This window comes from Anoxybacillus pushchinoensis (genome assembly GCF_900111795.1).
GTDB lineage: Bacteria > Bacillota > Bacilli > Bacillales > Anoxybacillaceae > Anoxybacillus > Anoxybacillus pushchinoensis.
Genome location: NZ_FOJQ01000003.1, coordinates 60,616 through 76,337 on the forward strand (window position 1 = coordinate 60,616; position 15,722 = coordinate 76,337).

18 protein-coding genes are annotated in these 15,722 nt (G+C 41.4%); 13 read left to right on the forward strand and 5 right to left on the reverse strand.

What is annotated here, in order from left to right:
- Nucleotides 1-22 precede the first annotated feature (22 nt).
- From BM213_RS01750 to BM213_RS01765, 3 genes are all read left to right on the forward strand, one after another.
- Complete coding sequence (locus BM213_RS01750; protein ID WP_091700271.1) at nucleotides 23-967, forward strand: glucanohydrolase; 945 nt, start codon at nucleotides 23-25, stop codon at nucleotides 965-967.
- A gap of 220 nt (nucleotides 968-1,187) precedes the next feature.
- Entirely contained in the window at nucleotides 1,188-3,311 is a 2,124-nt protein-coding gene (gene pulA / locus BM213_RS01760; protein ID WP_091700275.1) for a type I pullulanase, read from the forward strand.
- Nucleotides 3,312-3,392: 81 nt separating this feature from the next.
- Entirely contained in the window at nucleotides 3,393-4,169 is a 777-nt protein-coding gene (locus tag BM213_RS01765; RefSeq protein ID WP_091700277.1) for a phosphotransferase family protein, read from the forward strand.
- Here the strand turns inward: BM213_RS01765 and BM213_RS01770 are convergent.
- Nucleotides 4,161-4,430 (reverse strand): YtzH-like family protein, encoded by a 270-nt coding sequence (locus tag BM213_RS01770; protein WP_091700279.1) that lies wholly within the window; start codon nucleotides 4,428-4,430, stop codon nucleotides 4,161-4,163. The genes BM213_RS01765 and BM213_RS01770 overlap by 9 nt on opposite strands.
- Nucleotides 4,431-4,502: 72 nt before the next feature.
- Here BM213_RS01770 and trmB point away from each other — a divergent pair, with 72 nt between their 5' ends.
- Both trmB and BM213_RS01780 read left to right on the forward strand, forming a co-directional pair.
- Complete coding sequence (gene trmB, locus BM213_RS01775) at nucleotides 4,503-5,150, forward strand: tRNA (guanosine(46)-N7)-methyltransferase TrmB (protein WP_091700281.1); 648 nt, start codon at nucleotides 4,503-4,505, stop codon at nucleotides 5,148-5,150.
- Between the two features lie 83 nt (nucleotides 5,151-5,233).
- The gene (locus tag BM213_RS01780) at nucleotides 5,234-6,073 is read left to right on the forward strand and encodes a YtnP family quorum-quenching lactonase (RefSeq protein WP_091700283.1); all 840 of its coding nucleotides are present in this window, start codon (nucleotides 5,234-5,236) and stop codon (nucleotides 6,071-6,073) included.
- Between the two features lie 24 nt (nucleotides 6,074-6,097).
- On the opposite strand, the gene BM213_RS01785 is transcribed toward BM213_RS01780, so the two are convergent.
- Entirely contained in the window at nucleotides 6,098-6,394 is a 297-nt protein-coding gene (locus tag BM213_RS01785; RefSeq protein WP_091700285.1) for a PepSY domain-containing protein, read from the reverse strand.
- Nucleotides 6,395-6,500: 106 nt separating this feature from the next.
- Here BM213_RS01785 and BM213_RS01790 point away from each other — a divergent pair, with 106 nt between their 5' ends.
- From BM213_RS01790 to murC, 8 genes are all read left to right on the forward strand, one after another.
- Nucleotides 6,501-7,568, forward strand: a complete 1,068-nt coding sequence (locus tag BM213_RS01790) for a M42 family metallopeptidase (protein ID WP_091700287.1) — start codon at nucleotides 6,501-6,503, stop codon at nucleotides 7,566-7,568.
- Nucleotides 7,569-7,580: 12 nt separating this feature from the next.
- The gene (locus BM213_RS01795; RefSeq protein WP_091700289.1) at nucleotides 7,581-8,105 is read left to right on the forward strand and encodes a DUF84 family protein; all 525 of its coding nucleotides are present in this window, start codon (nucleotides 7,581-7,583) and stop codon (nucleotides 8,103-8,105) included.
- Nucleotides 8,102-8,431 carry a thioredoxin family protein gene (locus BM213_RS01800; RefSeq protein ID WP_091700291.1) on the forward strand — a complete coding sequence of 110 codons (330 nt, stop codon included), beginning with the start codon at nucleotides 8,102-8,104 and terminating at the stop codon, nucleotides 8,429-8,431. The genes BM213_RS01795 and BM213_RS01800 overlap by 4 nt, the downstream gene beginning before the upstream one ends.
- The gene (locus tag BM213_RS01805; protein WP_091700294.1) at nucleotides 8,424-9,230 is read left to right on the forward strand and encodes a DUF1444 domain-containing protein; all 807 of its coding nucleotides are present in this window, start codon (nucleotides 8,424-8,426) and stop codon (nucleotides 9,228-9,230) included. Before BM213_RS01800 ends, BM213_RS01805 begins: the two co-directional genes overlap by 8 nt.
- Complete coding sequence (gene ytpR, locus BM213_RS01810) at nucleotides 9,227-9,832, forward strand: YtpR family tRNA-binding protein (protein ID WP_091700296.1); 606 nt, start codon at nucleotides 9,227-9,229, stop codon at nucleotides 9,830-9,832. The genes BM213_RS01805 and ytpR overlap by 4 nt, the downstream gene beginning before the upstream one ends.
- A 75-nt stretch (nucleotides 9,833-9,907) precedes the next feature.
- Nucleotides 9,908-11,977, forward strand: coding sequence for a DNA translocase FtsK (locus tag BM213_RS01815; protein ID WP_091700298.1), 2,070 nt, complete (start codon nucleotides 9,908-9,910; stop codon nucleotides 11,975-11,977).
- 71 nt (nucleotides 11,978-12,048) lie between these two features.
- A complete protein-coding gene (locus tag BM213_RS01820) occupies nucleotides 12,049-13,158 on the forward strand; it encodes a nicotinate phosphoribosyltransferase (RefSeq protein ID WP_091700300.1) in 1,110 nt (369 codons plus the stop codon).
- A 162-nt stretch (nucleotides 13,159-13,320) separates the two neighbouring features.
- Nucleotides 13,321-14,622: a UDP-N-acetylmuramate--L-alanine ligase gene (murC, locus tag BM213_RS01825; protein WP_091700302.1), complete on the forward strand. Its 1,302-nt coding sequence runs from the start codon at nucleotides 13,321-13,323 to the stop codon at nucleotides 14,620-14,622.
- A 12-nt stretch (nucleotides 14,623-14,634) separates the two neighbouring features.
- Here the strand turns inward: murC and ytxJ are convergent, their stop codons facing one another.
- The 3 genes from ytxJ to BM213_RS01840 are packed head-to-tail and all read right to left on the reverse strand — an operon-like array spanning nucleotide 14,635 to nucleotide 15,691.
- Nucleotides 14,635-14,964 (reverse strand): bacillithiol system redox-active protein YtxJ, encoded by a 330-nt coding sequence (gene ytxJ / locus BM213_RS01830; RefSeq protein WP_091700304.1) that lies wholly within the window; start codon nucleotides 14,962-14,964, stop codon nucleotides 14,635-14,637.
- Nucleotides 14,951-15,286 (reverse strand): YtxH domain-containing protein, encoded by a 336-nt coding sequence (locus BM213_RS01835; RefSeq protein WP_091700306.1) that lies wholly within the window; start codon nucleotides 15,284-15,286, stop codon nucleotides 14,951-14,953. Before BM213_RS01835 ends, ytxJ begins: the two co-directional genes overlap by 14 nt.
- 12 nt (nucleotides 15,287-15,298) lie before the next feature.
- A complete protein-coding gene (locus BM213_RS01840) occupies nucleotides 15,299-15,691 on the reverse strand; it encodes a DUF948 domain-containing protein (RefSeq protein WP_091700308.1) in 393 nt (130 codons plus the stop codon).
- Nucleotides 15,692-15,722 lie beyond the last annotated feature (31 nt).

Sequence of the window (15,722 nt, forward strand, 5' to 3'; positions counted from 1 at the left end):
ATTCGATGCTGGAGGTTCGATTGTGGGACAGCTCATTAAGCTTCAAGATTATATTTCGCGCTACGAGCTAGATATTTACCATTATCCGAGCGAGTTTATTCGCTTGAAAAAAAAGCAATGGGAACGAATGAAACAAGCGTGGGGGGCGGGGCAATTCGCTCCGAAAGTACAGTCATCTGAGTCGTGGAAATGGCTTGAGGAAGAACCGTCGCTTTTTGATAAAATGAAACAAATATGGAGAAGGAAGAAAATAGAAGAAGAGGAGAACGATCAGCCGAAGGAAGAAGACGACTTTGCTTTTTCGGTTACGTCAGAGCCTCGGACGATAGAAGAGTTAAAAATATTATTTTTAGAGAAGTTATTTCAACTGCAAATTCGTTGGGCAAGTTCGACATTGACAGAAGAGTCCATTATTCATCCGAAATATTATCATGATGTATATTTAAAATATTTTTTACAACGTTTTCCTGACACATATTTATGTATGTATAAACCTGTATTTTTATTAAAAAAAGCACCGGTTGAGTTAAATACGATTCTCATTAGCCCAACAACGACGTGGTGCATTGCGTTTACAGAGGAACAAAGCAACAACATTATCGTCGGTTCGGCAGATCGGTTTTGGACGGAGATGGTTGGCGGGATAGAACGAAAAATCGTCAATCCGATGACTTCGCTCGATCGAACGGAAAAAGTCGTCCAAACTATTTATAAACGATGTTCCGTTGATATGCCGATTAAGAAAGTGTTAATTAATCGCGAAGGGTATATTGATTATCGTTATGCTCCGAACGATCTAGAAATCATTGATCGCCGCCATTATGACGCATGGTTTATGTCGCTCAGACAGTTGACGATGCCGCTAAAGCATGTACAGCTCAAGGCTGCTCAATCGTTGCTAACATATTGTGATGCGCGCTATTATGACCCGCTTATAGTAGAAGAGATGGAAGAGGCTGACGAGTAAAGTTCAGCCTCTTTTTCAAATATGTCGCCAATTGTTACAACGAATCATACGAATAACATAAATACTTTTTTTGTCCTTTTTGCATAATAAGTAAGTAACCGGATGGTAAAAGTGGAAACGGAACGGTACATGATATACATAATGTATTATTTCCCCCTCCCTGTTTTTTATTATAATTCATAAAATAGCGGATTAAAAAATCGGAAGTTGGTGACCGGTCATGCTCCCAAAACAACAGTCATTTGAAGCCTATTTAGATGAATTGACAATGATTACTATTTTATTTCCATGCCATGTTGACCAAAAACGTGCGCCGATATTTTTTTTATGCGATGATAAAAAAACAGCATATCGCTTAACGATTCGTTCAAGTGAGAAGCATCATTCATTTATAAAATATGAGTGTCTCGTTCCTTTTATCGTTGAATTAGGAAAGCGATATGTCGTTTACACGGAAGAAGGGTGGCAAGCTCCATTGCAAGTAGGAGCTGTGATGCGCACGAAAGCGTTTGATGATTTGTATGCATATGACGGAAATGATCTTGGTGCAACGTACGATCCGGAAAAAACAACGTTTAAAGTATGGGCACCAACGGCGACAGACGTACTATTAAAGCTTATTCATCCAACAACGAAAGAAGAAACGACTTATGTCATGACGCGGGAAAAAAAAGGATTATGGACATATACCGTTTATGATGATGTTGAACGCTTTTTGTACACATATATGACGTATGTGAACTTTATTTGGCGTGAAGCGGTTGATCCTTATGCGAAGTCCGTTTCCGTGAACGGAACATATGGCGTTGTTGTAGATCTTGCAAAGACAAACATACCGAAACCGTCAATGTCTCCGTTTATTTTGATGACGGATGCAATCATTTATGAAATGCATATACGCGATTTCACAATTCATCAAGAAAGCGGGGTGAGACAAAAAGGAAAATATGTTGGTTTAACGGAGCGCGGAACAACAGGTTCAAACGGAACATTAACAGGACTTTCATATATTAAGCAGCTTGGTGTGACGCACGTTCAACTTATGCCTGTGCAAGATTTTGAAGGAGTTGATGAGCTTCAGCCGCTTAAGATGTACAATTGGGGATATAATACAGTGCATTACAATGCTCCAGAAGGAAGCTATGCGACTGATCCGTATGATCCGTATGTGCGTATCATCGAGTTAAAACGAGCCATTCGTGCTTTCCAACAGGAAGGCATTCGCGTCATTTTAGATGTTGTATATAACCACGTATACGTTCGTGAAACATCATCGTTTGAACATCTTGTTCCCGGATATTATTTTCGCTATGAACGAAATGGCTATCCATCAAACGGAACGGGAGTAGGAAACGATTTAGCTTCCGAACGGAAAATGGTCAAAAAGTTCATTATTGACTCGGTAACATATTGGTTAAAAGAATACGGCGTCGACGGATTTCGTTTTGATCTCATGGGCATTTTAGATATAGATACGATGAATGATGTGCGGCGAGCCATTGATGAGGTCGATCCAACTGTTATCATTTTAGGGGAAGGATGGGATTTAACAACACCGTTACCATCCGAAAAAAAGACGACAATCGCTAACGCAAAACACACACCGCGCATCGCATATTTTAACGATCGTTTTCGCGACTACGTCAAGGGAAGCACGTTCGACATTCATGAACGAGGCTTCGCTTTAGGAGATTGTTCATATAAAGAAGCAGTAATCGGAGCGATTCGTGGAAGCATCCACCTCTTTTTCTCTCCGAGGCAAAGTGTGAATTATGTCGAATGTCACGATAATCATACGTTATGGGACAAAATGGCCGTTGCAAACGCTCATGAAAGTGAATATATTCGACGGAAGCGTCAAAAGCTAGCGACAGCTATCGTTTTATTATCGCAAGGTATTCCGTTTTTGCATAGCGGTCAAGAGTTTTATCGGACGAAAAAAGGGGTGGAAAATAGCTACAACGCCCCTGACGAAGTGAACCAAGTCGATTGGAATGAGAAGAGCAGATGGGAAGAAGATGTGCGAGAAATAATGGAACTCATTGAACTTCGGAAAAAGCATGGTGCGTTCCGGTTTTTAACTGCTGATCAAGTTCGGCGTCACATGAAATTTTATGACACACATCCATCCGTCATTGCTTATCAGCTTGTTGATGTTGGCGTGTATGGCCCATGGAAGCAAATTGTTGTCGTTTATCATAACGAAGAGAAAAAGGCGATGTTACCGCTAGCAGATGGAAAATGGAAAGTAATGTTTAGCTCAGAAAAGGAATGGTCATGGAATGTTTGTGAACAGTTTATTGAAATAAATGGAATTGGTACGTGGGTATTAATTCAATGTTGACGGAGGAACGATAGGAAAGATAAAATCTAGTAAGATGACAATCGTTATTTTTATTTTGATTAAGTCGAAAGGTGAGCTCACTTGGAACAGTTACTAGGTAAGGAGTGGGAAATCTCCCCCGCAGGCGGTGCGACAGGGGATGCATATATTGCGGAGCACGATGGGAAGAAGCTGTTTTTAAAACGCAATTCTTCCCCATTTTTAGCTGTTTTGTCAGCAGAAGGAATCGTCCCAAAACTAGTATGGACGAAAAGAATGGAAAATGGAGATGTAATTACAGCACAACAATTTTTACATGCGCAAGAATTAAAACCGCACGATATGATGAGCAAACAAGTTGCTCAATTGCTTCGAAAAATTCATCGTTCAAAAGAACTGTTAGCGATGATGGAGCGACTTGGCAAAAAGCCTTTGTTGCCGAATCGTCTGTTAGAAAAAATAAAGGAAAACAGATGTGATGAGCTGAAAGAACATCCGATCGTAACGGAAGCTATTGCATTTTTAGAGCTTCATGTAGATGACGTGCGCTATGCAGATTATGTCGTTTGTCATTGTGATATGAACCATAACAATTGGTTATTGACAGAAGACAATCAGCTTTATTTGATCGACTGGGATAGCGCGATGATTGCTGATCCTGCGATTGATATTGGCATGTTATTGTACGCCTACATTCCACGAGAGCAATGGGAAAACTGGTTGGAAGAGTACGGTTTAGCGTTTGATGAACAACTGCAGTTGCGTATGAAATGGTATACGGTTGCTCAAACGATTGCGTTGCTCATGTGGCATAAGGGGAGAAATAACGAAAAGGAAATGCAACGTTTGCTGCATTTCCTTGAACATTTGTTACGTTAATTGATCCATCCACTCGGCGAGCTGTTGTTCATGCTGGTCGATGTGTGAAGATAGGTCAGTTGCATTTTTTCCGCCTTGACTATATGTGTAAATATGAGACAATGTTTGTTTCATTTCAGAATGAATAGCATTGTTTGCCATGAGTGATTTGGCAAGGCGCTCAATCTGTTCGCATTCCGCTACTGTTCCTGAACGATCAAGTTGGTGTTCGGACAAAATGTCTTTTAGTACGGTTAACTGATGTTCATGATTAATGGCCATGTTCATCCCCCTATTCGTTTATTAATATGGCCATTTTTATCTTTTTGTATGCAAAGAAACGGAGGATGAAACGTGCGTTTACGGAATAAGCCTTGGGCAAAAGAAAAAATTGCTGCATATCCACAATATATCATTCCACAACCTGAACAATATAAAGGTCGGTGGCACGAATTATTTTCAAACGACCGTCCGATTCATATTGAAATTGGGACAGGAAAAGGTCGTTTTATTACGGAAATGGCAAAAATGCATCCACACATTAACTATATCGGTATTGAGCTGTATGAGAGCGTCATTGTATGTGCGCTTGATAAACTCATCGATCATGATTTACCGAATTTGCGTTTATTAAATGTGAACGCGAAAGAGTTAACGAACATTTTTGCCAAAGGAGAAGTTGAACGTATTTATTTAAACTTTTCTGATCCGTGGCCAAAAAAGCGACACGAAAAGCGCCGCTTAACTTATCGTACATTTTTAGAGCTATATGAAAACATTTTAGTGGATGAAGGGGAAATTCACTTCAAAACGGATAATCGTGAGCTGTTTGAATATTCGCTTGTTAGTTTTTCGCAATACGGCTTAGTTCTTCAGTACGTCAGCCTCGATCTTCATCGAAGCGGCTTCGAAGGAAATGTGATGACAGAATATGAACAAAAGTTTTCTGAAAAAGGAAATCCTATTTATCGTTGTGAAGCGAAGTATCGAAAACCTATGTAGTAAATCGGGCATAGGTTTTTCTCTTTTCTGAATATTTTTGTAATGTTAAAATGGAGAGTGAAAGAGGGCAAGGGGGAAAATAGATGGAGAAATTAACGATCGGTCAAGCAACAATGACGTGGCTGAATGGGGGAATTACTCATTTAGATGGGGGAGCGATGTTTGGCGTTGTGCCAAAACCGCTTTGGGTAAAAAAATATCCATGTAACGACCATAACCAAATTCCGCTTCGTACCGACCCGATTTTATTGCAGGTAGGTGGGAAACATATACTCATCGAATCAGGGATTGGACGAGGGAAGCTAACGGAAAAGCAAAAGCGTAATTTTGGTGTAACAGAAGAATCTGCTTTAGAGGAACAGTTAGCCCTCCTTTCTTTAAAACCGGAGGATATTGATCTTGTGTTAATGACACATTTGCATTTTGATCATGCGAGCGGCTTAACAAAATGGGAGGGAGACACGCTTGTCCCGATGTTTCCGCGCGCCCGCATCATCACATCAGCAGTAGAGTGGGCCGAGATGAAAGAGCCAAACATTCGCTCGCGTAATACGTATTGGGAAGAAAATTGGGAAGCCATTGTTGACCAAGTTGATACGTTCGCAGAACAGTTAGAAGTTGTTCCAGGTGTTACGATGGTTCATACAGGTGGCCACAGTGATGGACATGCGATTATTATCATTACATCTGAAGGAGAGACAGCTATTCATCTCGGCGATTTAATGCCGACACATGCGCATCAAAATCCACTTTGGGTTATGGCATATGATGATTATCCGATGACATCCATTTTCGCTAAACAAAAATGGATAGCTTACGGAGTTGAAAACAGAGCATGGTTTACATTTTATCACGATACGTACTACCGAGCTGTTCGTTGGAACGATGAGTTTCAAATCGTTGAATCGCTTAAACGTCAGTAAAACCCAAGCTGCTTTGCTTGGGTTTTACAGTTTTTTTGCTTCAATAATCGTTCCGGTTTTTGCATCAATGAGGCATTCATATGCACCAGTAGGACAGGTAATTCCGCCGCGATAAATGTTGTAGCGAAGGCCATTTTTTTCAACTGTCTCAACGGTCGTTTGAATCCATGATCCAGTAATCTCACCTGTTTGTTGAAACGCCTGTTTTGCTTTTTGAAGCGCTTGCTCAGATGAAATCAATCGGTTATGTTGCCACTCATTCCATATGTATGCTGCCGTCGCACCGACAACGATACCGGTTAGAAACGTTTTTATACGCATTATACATTCCTCCATTTTTCTTTTAGTATACCGAATTGTGCGAGTGGAAACTACATGTAAAATTCGCTACAATGACAAATAGCGAGCAAAGAAAGGGGAAATCATGATGGATTTGCAATTGTTTCAAACGTTAACCGAATTGCCAGGAGCGCCGGGAAATGAACATGCGGTGCGCGCTTTCATGCGTGAACAATTACAAAAATATGCTGATGATATTGTGCAAGATCGTCTCGGAAGCATTTTTGGTGTGAAGCGTGGCAAAGGAAATGGACCAGTAGTGATGGTTGCTGGACATATGGACGAAGTTGGTTTTATGGTCACCGCCATCACTGAACAAGGAATGATTCGCTTTCAACCGCTTGGCAGTTGGTGGAGTCAAGTATTGCTAGCTCAGCGTGTGCACATTATAACGGATCACGGACCAGTTGTTGGTGTGATCGGCTCGATCCCACCTCATTTGCTTGACGAAGAGCAAAGGAAAAAGCCGATGGATATAAAACATATGCTTATTGATGTTGGAGCGGATGATCGTGCTGATGCGGAGCGCATGGGTATTCGTCCAGGACAACAAATTGTGCCGATTTGTCCGTTTACACCGATGGCGAACGGAAAAAAAGTGATGGCGAAAGCGTGGGACAATCGTTACGGTTGTGGTTTAGCCATTGAGTTATTAAAAGAGTTAAAAGATGAAACGTTGCCGAATGTACTATATTCTGGAGCGACTGTTCAAGAGGAAGTAGGTCTTCGTGGGGCGCAAACGGCAGCAACAATGATCCAACCAGATATTTTCTTCGCACTAGATGCAAGCCCAGCAAACGATATGACAGGGGATGAAAAAGAGTTTGGGCATCTTGGTAAAGGCGCGCTTGTCCGCATTTATGATCGCACGATGATTACACATCGCGGCATGCGAGAGTTTATTTTAGATACAGCGGAAACGCATCGTATCCCTTATCAATATTTCGTTTCGCCAGGCGGTGGAACGGATGCAGGAAGAGTGCATACGGTTAATAGCGGCGTCCCTTCAGCTGTTATTGGCGTTTGTGCTCGTTATATTCATACGCATGCTTCCATCGTTCACATAGATGATTACGAAGCGGCCAAACAGCTATTAGTCGCTCTTGTTAAACAATGCGATCGCGCGACAGTAGATGCAATTCGTCACAATGCTTAAGGGGAATGTGAGATGAAAGTTGCCGTTGGAACGAAAAACAGTACGAAAGTGAAGGCGGTACAAGCTGTATTTCACGAGATGCATCATACGATCATCGCAAGTGATGTGCAACCGAGCGTGTCAAAGCAACCTTTCTCCGATGAAGAAACGTTGCAAGGAGCGATCGAGCGTGCGACATTAGCCGTCCGTGAACAACAAGCGCATATCGGGATTGGTTTAGAAGGTGGCGTATTTATTGCACAAGATGAGACGATTTGGTTATGCAACTGGGGCGCGCTCGTTGACCGAGATGGAGTCGTCGTTGTCGCAGGAGGGGCGCGCATTCCGCTACCTGATGAAATTGGGATCCAATTGAAGCGTGGAAAAGAATTGGCTGAAGTTATAGATGAATATGCAAATCGTCGCGATGTCCGTTCTAATGAAGGGGCGATTGGCATTTTGACAAACGGAACGCTCGATCGAACAAATATGTATACACATATTGTTTATATGTTAAAAGGGCAATATGAGCATAAGAAAGGGTGGATAAATAGATGAAAATGATTGAAAGCATCGAGCAATACAATGAAGTCATTCAGCGTGGAAAAGTGATTATGATGTTTACGGCTGATTGGTGCCCAGATTGTCAAGTAATAAAACCAATTTTACCAGAAATTGAAGCACAGTTTTCAGACTATACGTTTTATGCTGTTGATCGCGATCAGTTGATCGATTTGTTTACGGAGCATAACGTATTTGGCATTCCGAGTTTTATTGCATATGAAAATGGGCGAGAACGTGGACGGTTTGTGAGCAAAGATCGGAAAACAAAAGAAGAAATTGTAGCGTTTATTCAACAAAGTTTAGGTGGGCGTAATGAATAGTCGGCAAATAAGCGATCACATTCAACAGCGGCTATCTCATTATCCATGGGATTTTCGATGGGATCGGAAAAAAGATACGCTCCGAATTGAACATCGGGAAACGAAAAAAGGAGTGACGATCTCCTTGCCACCAATTATCGCAAAATGGGAAATTGAGAAAGAGCGTGCCATTGACGAAGTCGTTTATTACGTCGAACAAACATTAACTGCATTACATGATCATTCGTCGTTACATGGAAAAGAAAAGCATATATATCCAGTCATTCGTTCTACCTCATTCCCGACAAAGACGAACGAAGGAACGATGTTTATTTATGACGAACATACGGCAGAAACGCGCATTTATTACGCTCTCGATTTAGGGACGACGTATCGGCTAATTGATGAACGTTTAGTCGAATCGGAACGATGGGATGTGCAACAATTAAAAGAAGTTGCCCGCTTTAACGTTCGCTCATTGCCGACGACGGTGAAAGAAGATCGTGTCGCCGGCAATACGTTTTACTTTTTGAACACAAACGATGGATATGATGCAAGTCGTATATTAAACGACGCTTTTTTGAAAAAGTTTTCTGAAAAAATAAAAGGAACGATGTTACTCGCTGTTCCTCATCAAGATGTACTCATTATTGCTGACATTGAAAATGAAATCGGCTATGATGTACTTGCGCAGTTGACAATGAGTTTTTTCGCGAGCGGCAGAGTGCCGATTACTGCGCTTTCCTTTTTATACGAAGAAGGACAACTTCAACCCATTTTTATTCTTGGAAAAAATCATCGAAAGGATGAGAAACAATGAATGTATTTTACAATCGTGAAGGGATTGGCGATACGTTGCTTATTACGTTGAAAGCTGTTGATCCACAAGCACGTGCTTTTGAGAAAAAGGGAGATGTTGTGCGCATTTTTAATGAGCAGACAGGGGAAACGGTCGGCTACAATATTTTTCAAGCATCTACATACGGTGCATTTGAAGGAAATGGCGTCGTTGAATTAACAGAACAAGTGATTGCGACAATTAACGATATATTGAAAAAAAATGGCGTAAATGAACAAGTAACAGCTGATTTATCGCCAAAATTTGTCGTCGGTTATGTAAAAGAAAAAGAGAAACATCCGAATGCTGATAAACTAAGCGTTTGTCAAGTAGATGTTGGAAACGAAACGTTACAAATTGTATGTGGGGCTCCGAACGTAGCCGCAGGACAAAAAGTGGTTGTAGCAAAAGTCGGAGCGGTTATGCCAAGCGGTCTCGTCATTCAAGAAGCGGAATTGCGAGGAGTGAAGTCGTACGGAATGATTTGTTCTGCGCGCGAACTAGACTTACCGAACGCTCCGCAAGAGAAAGGCATTCTTGTTTTGAATGATGAATACGAAGTAGGGCAACCATTTTTCAGCTGACTTCCGTTGCGGTAGTCAGCTTTTTTTGTGGTAAAATAAAACCGAATGCACAAAGAAAGAAAGAGTGAGAATAAAATGGGCTTGTTAAAGGCATTACTTCGCTATTTATTCAGGGGGGATGATGAGACGAAAGAAAATCGTAAACATCCTCCGTCTATGCCGATGAACGAACATAAAGAAATTGAAGCAAAGGTCGTTTACGAATATCCGAAAGGAAAGTTTCGTTTTCCATTAATTCCAGATGAACCAAAAGAAAGCACATATGAACAAAAACAACCATCGCCACAAATCGTTTCGTTTGAACAAAAAACGTACCGCCCAGAACGTACGCGCAACGAATCGCATGCATTTCGCCCAACCGATGTTCCGTCTCCTGTATTTGGTTATAGACGAATAGAACGTGTCGAACGAAAAAACGAAAATGAGGGAGTAGTCGAATTTGAACTTCCAGCTGTTGACGAAGTCGAAAAAGGGGAACGGGTGCATCTACAAGTAAGCGAATGTCCGAAGGAAGAGACGAACGATATGATACGACTAGAAAAACATGTACAGCAAGAGCAAAAACCGGATATACAAGAAGAAAACGAGCATGTTAATGAAAAAGATGAAGAAATGCCAGGGCAACAGCACAAAGAAGAACGGGTACGTCAGCGAAGCGGTGTACCGTATAACGTGATGATGTTGAAACAAGATCGAGAAAAGTGGAAGGAGCGGAAAGAAAAGCAAGCGTACGTATTTCCGTCGCTGTCGTTGTTACAACTTCCACTCATTCGCCACGAAGACGATGAGGCGTGGCTAAAAGAACAAGCTGAGCGTCTCAACGAAACGTTTAAAAATTTTAACGTTGGAGCAACAGTTGTTCACGTGACGCAAGGTCCGACGGTTACCCGTTTTGAAGTCCAGCCAGAACTTGGTGTAAAAGTGAATAAAATTACGAATTTAGCGGACGATATTAAATTAAATTTAGCGGCTGTAGATATTCGTATTGAAGCTCCCATTCCGGGGAAAAACACGATTGGGATCGAAGTGCCTAATCGCTCAAGCCGCCCTGTTTTCATTCGTGAAGTGTTACAAAGCGAAGCGTTTCAACAGTCAACCTCTCCATTGACGGTTGCGCTAGGATTAGATATTTCAGGTAAACCGATCGTAACCGATTTAAAAAAGATGCCACACGGATTAATTGCCGGTGCAACTGGATCAGGAAAAAGCGTATGTATGAATGCGATGTTAGTCAGCTTGTTGTATAAAGCGACGCCACGTGATGTCAAGCTGCTCCTTATTGACCCGAAAATGGTCGAGCTTGCGCCATACAATCATATTCCACATTTAGTCAGCCCCGTTATTACAGATGCAAAGGCAGCAACAGCAGCGTTAAAATGGGCTGTATGTGAAATGGAGAGAAGATATGAGTTGTTTGCACATACAGGTGTGCGCGATATCGTTCGTTATAATGAGTTAGTGCGAAAAGCACAAAAGCCAGAACAACATCTACCTTATATTGTTATTGTCATTGATGAATTAGCAGATTTAATGATGGTTGCGCCAGCTGATGTCGAGGAGGCAATTTGTCGCATCGCACAAAAAGCGCGGGCGTGTGGTATCCATTTGCTTGTTGCTACACAAAGACCATCTGTTGATGTCATTACCGGACTAATTAAGGCGAATATTCCAACGCGCATCGCCTTTTCCGTATCGTCACAAATTGATTCGCGCACGATTATCGATATGAATGGAGCAGAAAAATTACTCGGTCGCGGCGATATGTTATTTTTAGAAAATGGAACAGCAAAACCAATTCGCTTACAAGGCAATTTTGTGTCTGATGAGGAAATCGAGCGCGTCGTGTCCCATGTGCGTCAGCAAATGGAGCCGTCGTATTTATTTCAACATGATGAGCTATTGCAACAACATACACAAGCTGATGAAGATGATGAACTGTTTTATGAAGCGTGTGAGTTTGTCGTTCAACAAGGTGGTGCCTCCACATCGAGCTTACAACGTCGTTTTCGTATTGGGTACAACCGAGCGGCTCGTTTAATTGAAATGATGGAGCAGCGTGGAATTGTATCGGCACCAAAAGGAAGCAAGCCGCGCGATGTGTTAATTAATGAACAAGATCTTGAACAACTACAAGACACGATTTAGATAGAGTAGTCGTGAAATAAAAAACATGCTATGCTAAATACGTGAAAACGATGGCTGAAGGGGAAAGCAAAATGAAAGAAATTGAATTGAAATTACAAGGGAAAATTAAACGGCTAACAAATAAAACGTTTAAATTTGATGAGCGTGTGCGAGATGGCTGGTTTTCAGCCGTATATTTTTTGAAGACGCGTGAAATCGTGAAAGAGTTTCGTCCGAATAACATTGTTACGATGCAATTTTTTCAAAAGGAACATGCTGTGTTATGCGGGACAGATGAAGTCATTGCATTGTTACATACGTTTGCTGATGAGCCAGAAAAATTAGAAATTTATTCGTTAAAAGACGGCGATAAAATTAGCCCATTTGAAACGGTGTTGACTATTACAGGTCCATATCAAAATTTCGGATATTTAGAAGGAATTATTGACGGCATTTTAGCTCGTCGCACATCTGTGGCAACGAACGTATATAACGTTGTAAAGGCGGCGGCATTATCCGGCGTGCAAAAGCCGATCATTTTTATGGGAGATCGTGATGATCACTTTATGATGCAAGCAGGTGATGGGTATGCTGCTTTTATTGGCGGCTCAACTGCCCAAGCGACGCATGCGATGAACGAATGGTGGGGAAAACAAGGAATGGGAACGATGCCGCATGCGCTCATTCAATTGTTTGATGGCGATGTCGTTGCCGCGACAAAGGCGTACCATGCGAAATATCCAGATGATGATTTAATTGTTCTCGTTGACTATAACAATGACTGTATCACAGACGCGTTAAAAGTGGCTCACGAATTTGGGGATAAGTTAAAGGCCGTTCGCGTTGATACGTCACGAACGATGATCGACCAATATTTTATTCGCCATCCAGAAGTGCTTGGAACATTTGATCCGCGCGGTGTTAACCCACCACTTATTTTTGCTTTGCGTGAGGCGCTTGATCGTGAAGGATTTGAGCATGTAAAAATTGTTGTAAGCGGCGGATTTAATGAGCAGCGCATTATTGAGTTTGAAAAACAAGGTGTGCCGGTCGATATGTACGGAGTGGGGAGCAGCTTGTTAAAAGTACATATCGGTTTTACTGGCGATAACGTGTTATTAAATGGAAAGCATCAAGCGAAAGCCGGCCGACGCTATCGGCCGAATCCGCGCCTTGAAAAAGTTGAGTATACACCTCAGTAACGCGGAAAAACTGATAGAAGAACGTCTCTTCTATCAGTTTTTCTTATCATCGCAGTGAAACGATGGTATAATGAACGTTGTTACATAAGATGAAAAAGAGCAAAACGAAATTTGTGTCATATACTGTTATATAGATCAACGATAGTTGGTGGAGGTTTTTTTATGACTATTTATCATTTTGTCGGCATTAAAGGAACTGGAATGAGTGCACTTGCTCAAGTGTTACACGATATGAAATGTGTCGTGCAAGGTTCAGACTACGATAAACGATTTTTTACGCAAGAAGCTTTAGAAAAGAGAGGAATCCCTATTTTCCCGTTCAGCGCCGAAAATATTCAAAAAAATATGATCGTGATTGCAGGTAACGCATTTCCAGATACTCATGAAGAAATTGTGGCGGCGCGCGAGCTCGGTGTACCGGTTGTTCGTTATCATCAGTTTTTAGGTGAGTTTTCGAAAAAATTCACGAGTGTCGCTGTCACAGGTGCTCATGGAAAAACATCAACGACAGGGTTGCTTGCTCATGTTATGCAAGGAGCACAGCCAACGTCATATTTGATTGGAGATGGTTCCGGAAAAGGTCAGGAAGAAAGTAAATATTTTGTGTTTGAAGCGTGTGAATATCGTCGTCACTTTCTAGCTTATTCTCCCGATTATGCCATTATGACGAACATTGATTTTGACCATCCTGATTACTTCGCTAATATTGAAGATGTATTCTCAGCATTTCAACAAATGGCATGGCAAGTAAGGAAAGGGATCATTGCTTGCGGAGATGATGAGTATTTACAAAAAATCCAAGCTAAAGTACCTGTCGTTTTTTATGGTTTCGGAGAAGATAATGATTTTCAAGCGCGCAATATTGTGAAGACGCCGGAAGGAACATCGTTTGACGTGTTTGTACGCCATACATTTTTCGCGCCTTTTCATATTCCGCGATATGGCGATCATAATGTACTCAATGCGCTTGCAGTCATTGCGCTTTGCCATTATGAAGGAATCGATGTTAACATTATTCAAGAACGCTTAACGAATTTCCCTGGTGTGAAACGCCGTTTCAATGAGAAGCTGTTTGGCTCTCAAGTGCTTATTGATGATTATGCCCATCATCCGACAGAAATACGGGCAACAGTTGAGGCAGCAAGGCAAAAATATCCGGAGCGCGAAGTTGTTGCGATTTTTCAACCGCATACGTATACAAGAACACTAACATTTTTACAACAGTTTGCGGAAAGTTTATCGCTCGCTGACGCCGTATATTTGTGCGATATTTTCGGATCGGCGCGGGAGCATCAAGGGAAATTATCGATCGAAGATTTGCGTGCAAGAATTGACGGAGCAAAGCTTTTGCATGAAGAACAAGTCGATATGTTGAAAAAACATCATGATGCTGTGCTCATTTTTATGGGAGCGGGCGATATTCAAAAGTTTCAAGAGAAATATGAGCAATCGGTTCACGTATAAGTAAAAAAGCAACTATGATGCGCTCATAGTTGCTTTTTTCATCTCCTCATACGTGACGTTCCAATGCGAAGCGTGCCATTGTGCACCTTGTTCGGTGATCCATAGCACTTGAGGAGATTCGTGTCTCACATGAAACATTTGTGCAATATGTTGCGACAACGGGCGAGCGTGTTGCACATGTAAGTAATATGCATGAATATGTGGGAAGTCATGTGTAAATTGCTCAAACTCTATCCATGCCCGATGGCTAATTGGACATGTAAGACTATTTTTCAAAAATAAAAATGGTCGCTGTGACAAACAGATTTGCTCAAACTGTTCGATTGTTTCAATTTTCTCCATGTGTATCATTTCCTTTATTCAAACGTTTTTCTACATCATGAACAGCTTGTTCCGTTTCTTTTAACAACTGTTCGACATCCGATTGTTCGACATCCGATGAAGGGAGTGGGATGGAAATGGATGGGAACGGTTTTTGCTCCTCTTGATCTACGTTGCTTGGTTCGTTTTTTACTCCAGATAAATCATGTAATATTTGTTCCCCTCGAATAGTGGATTCATGCAATAGTTGTTTTCCTTTTTCGCTCGATAAAAATAATGCAGTTGCAGCACCGGCAATGCCGCCAACAATAGCACCGAGTAGAAAAGAATGATTTTTTGACATACAAACTCCTCCTTATTTTCGTTTTCCTTTCCATTTCGTCCATAGTTCAATGAGTGTTTGCCCCCATTGAATCGCCTGTGTAATTTTTTTTTCATTTGTTGCTAACGTTTTACATATTGAATCGTTAAATGATTGAACGGTTACACCTACTTGTTTGACCGCATCAAATACACTTTGCAAGCTTTCAGCTTTTTTATGCATATCATCTGCGAGCGCGTTCGTCTTATGTAGTAATTGTGCCGTTTCTTTCCCGATTTCATGCATTTGTTTTTCGACTTCCTCAACGGTTTTTGCTACGTGTTGTAATGTTGTTTGCAAAGTTTTCAATGTTTGAACGACATAAATGACTAAAACAAGAAAGGCGATCGCGATGAGCGCAACACTACTGTATAAAACGATATCCATTGTAAAGAACTCCTTTCTAGCTATCTTACTT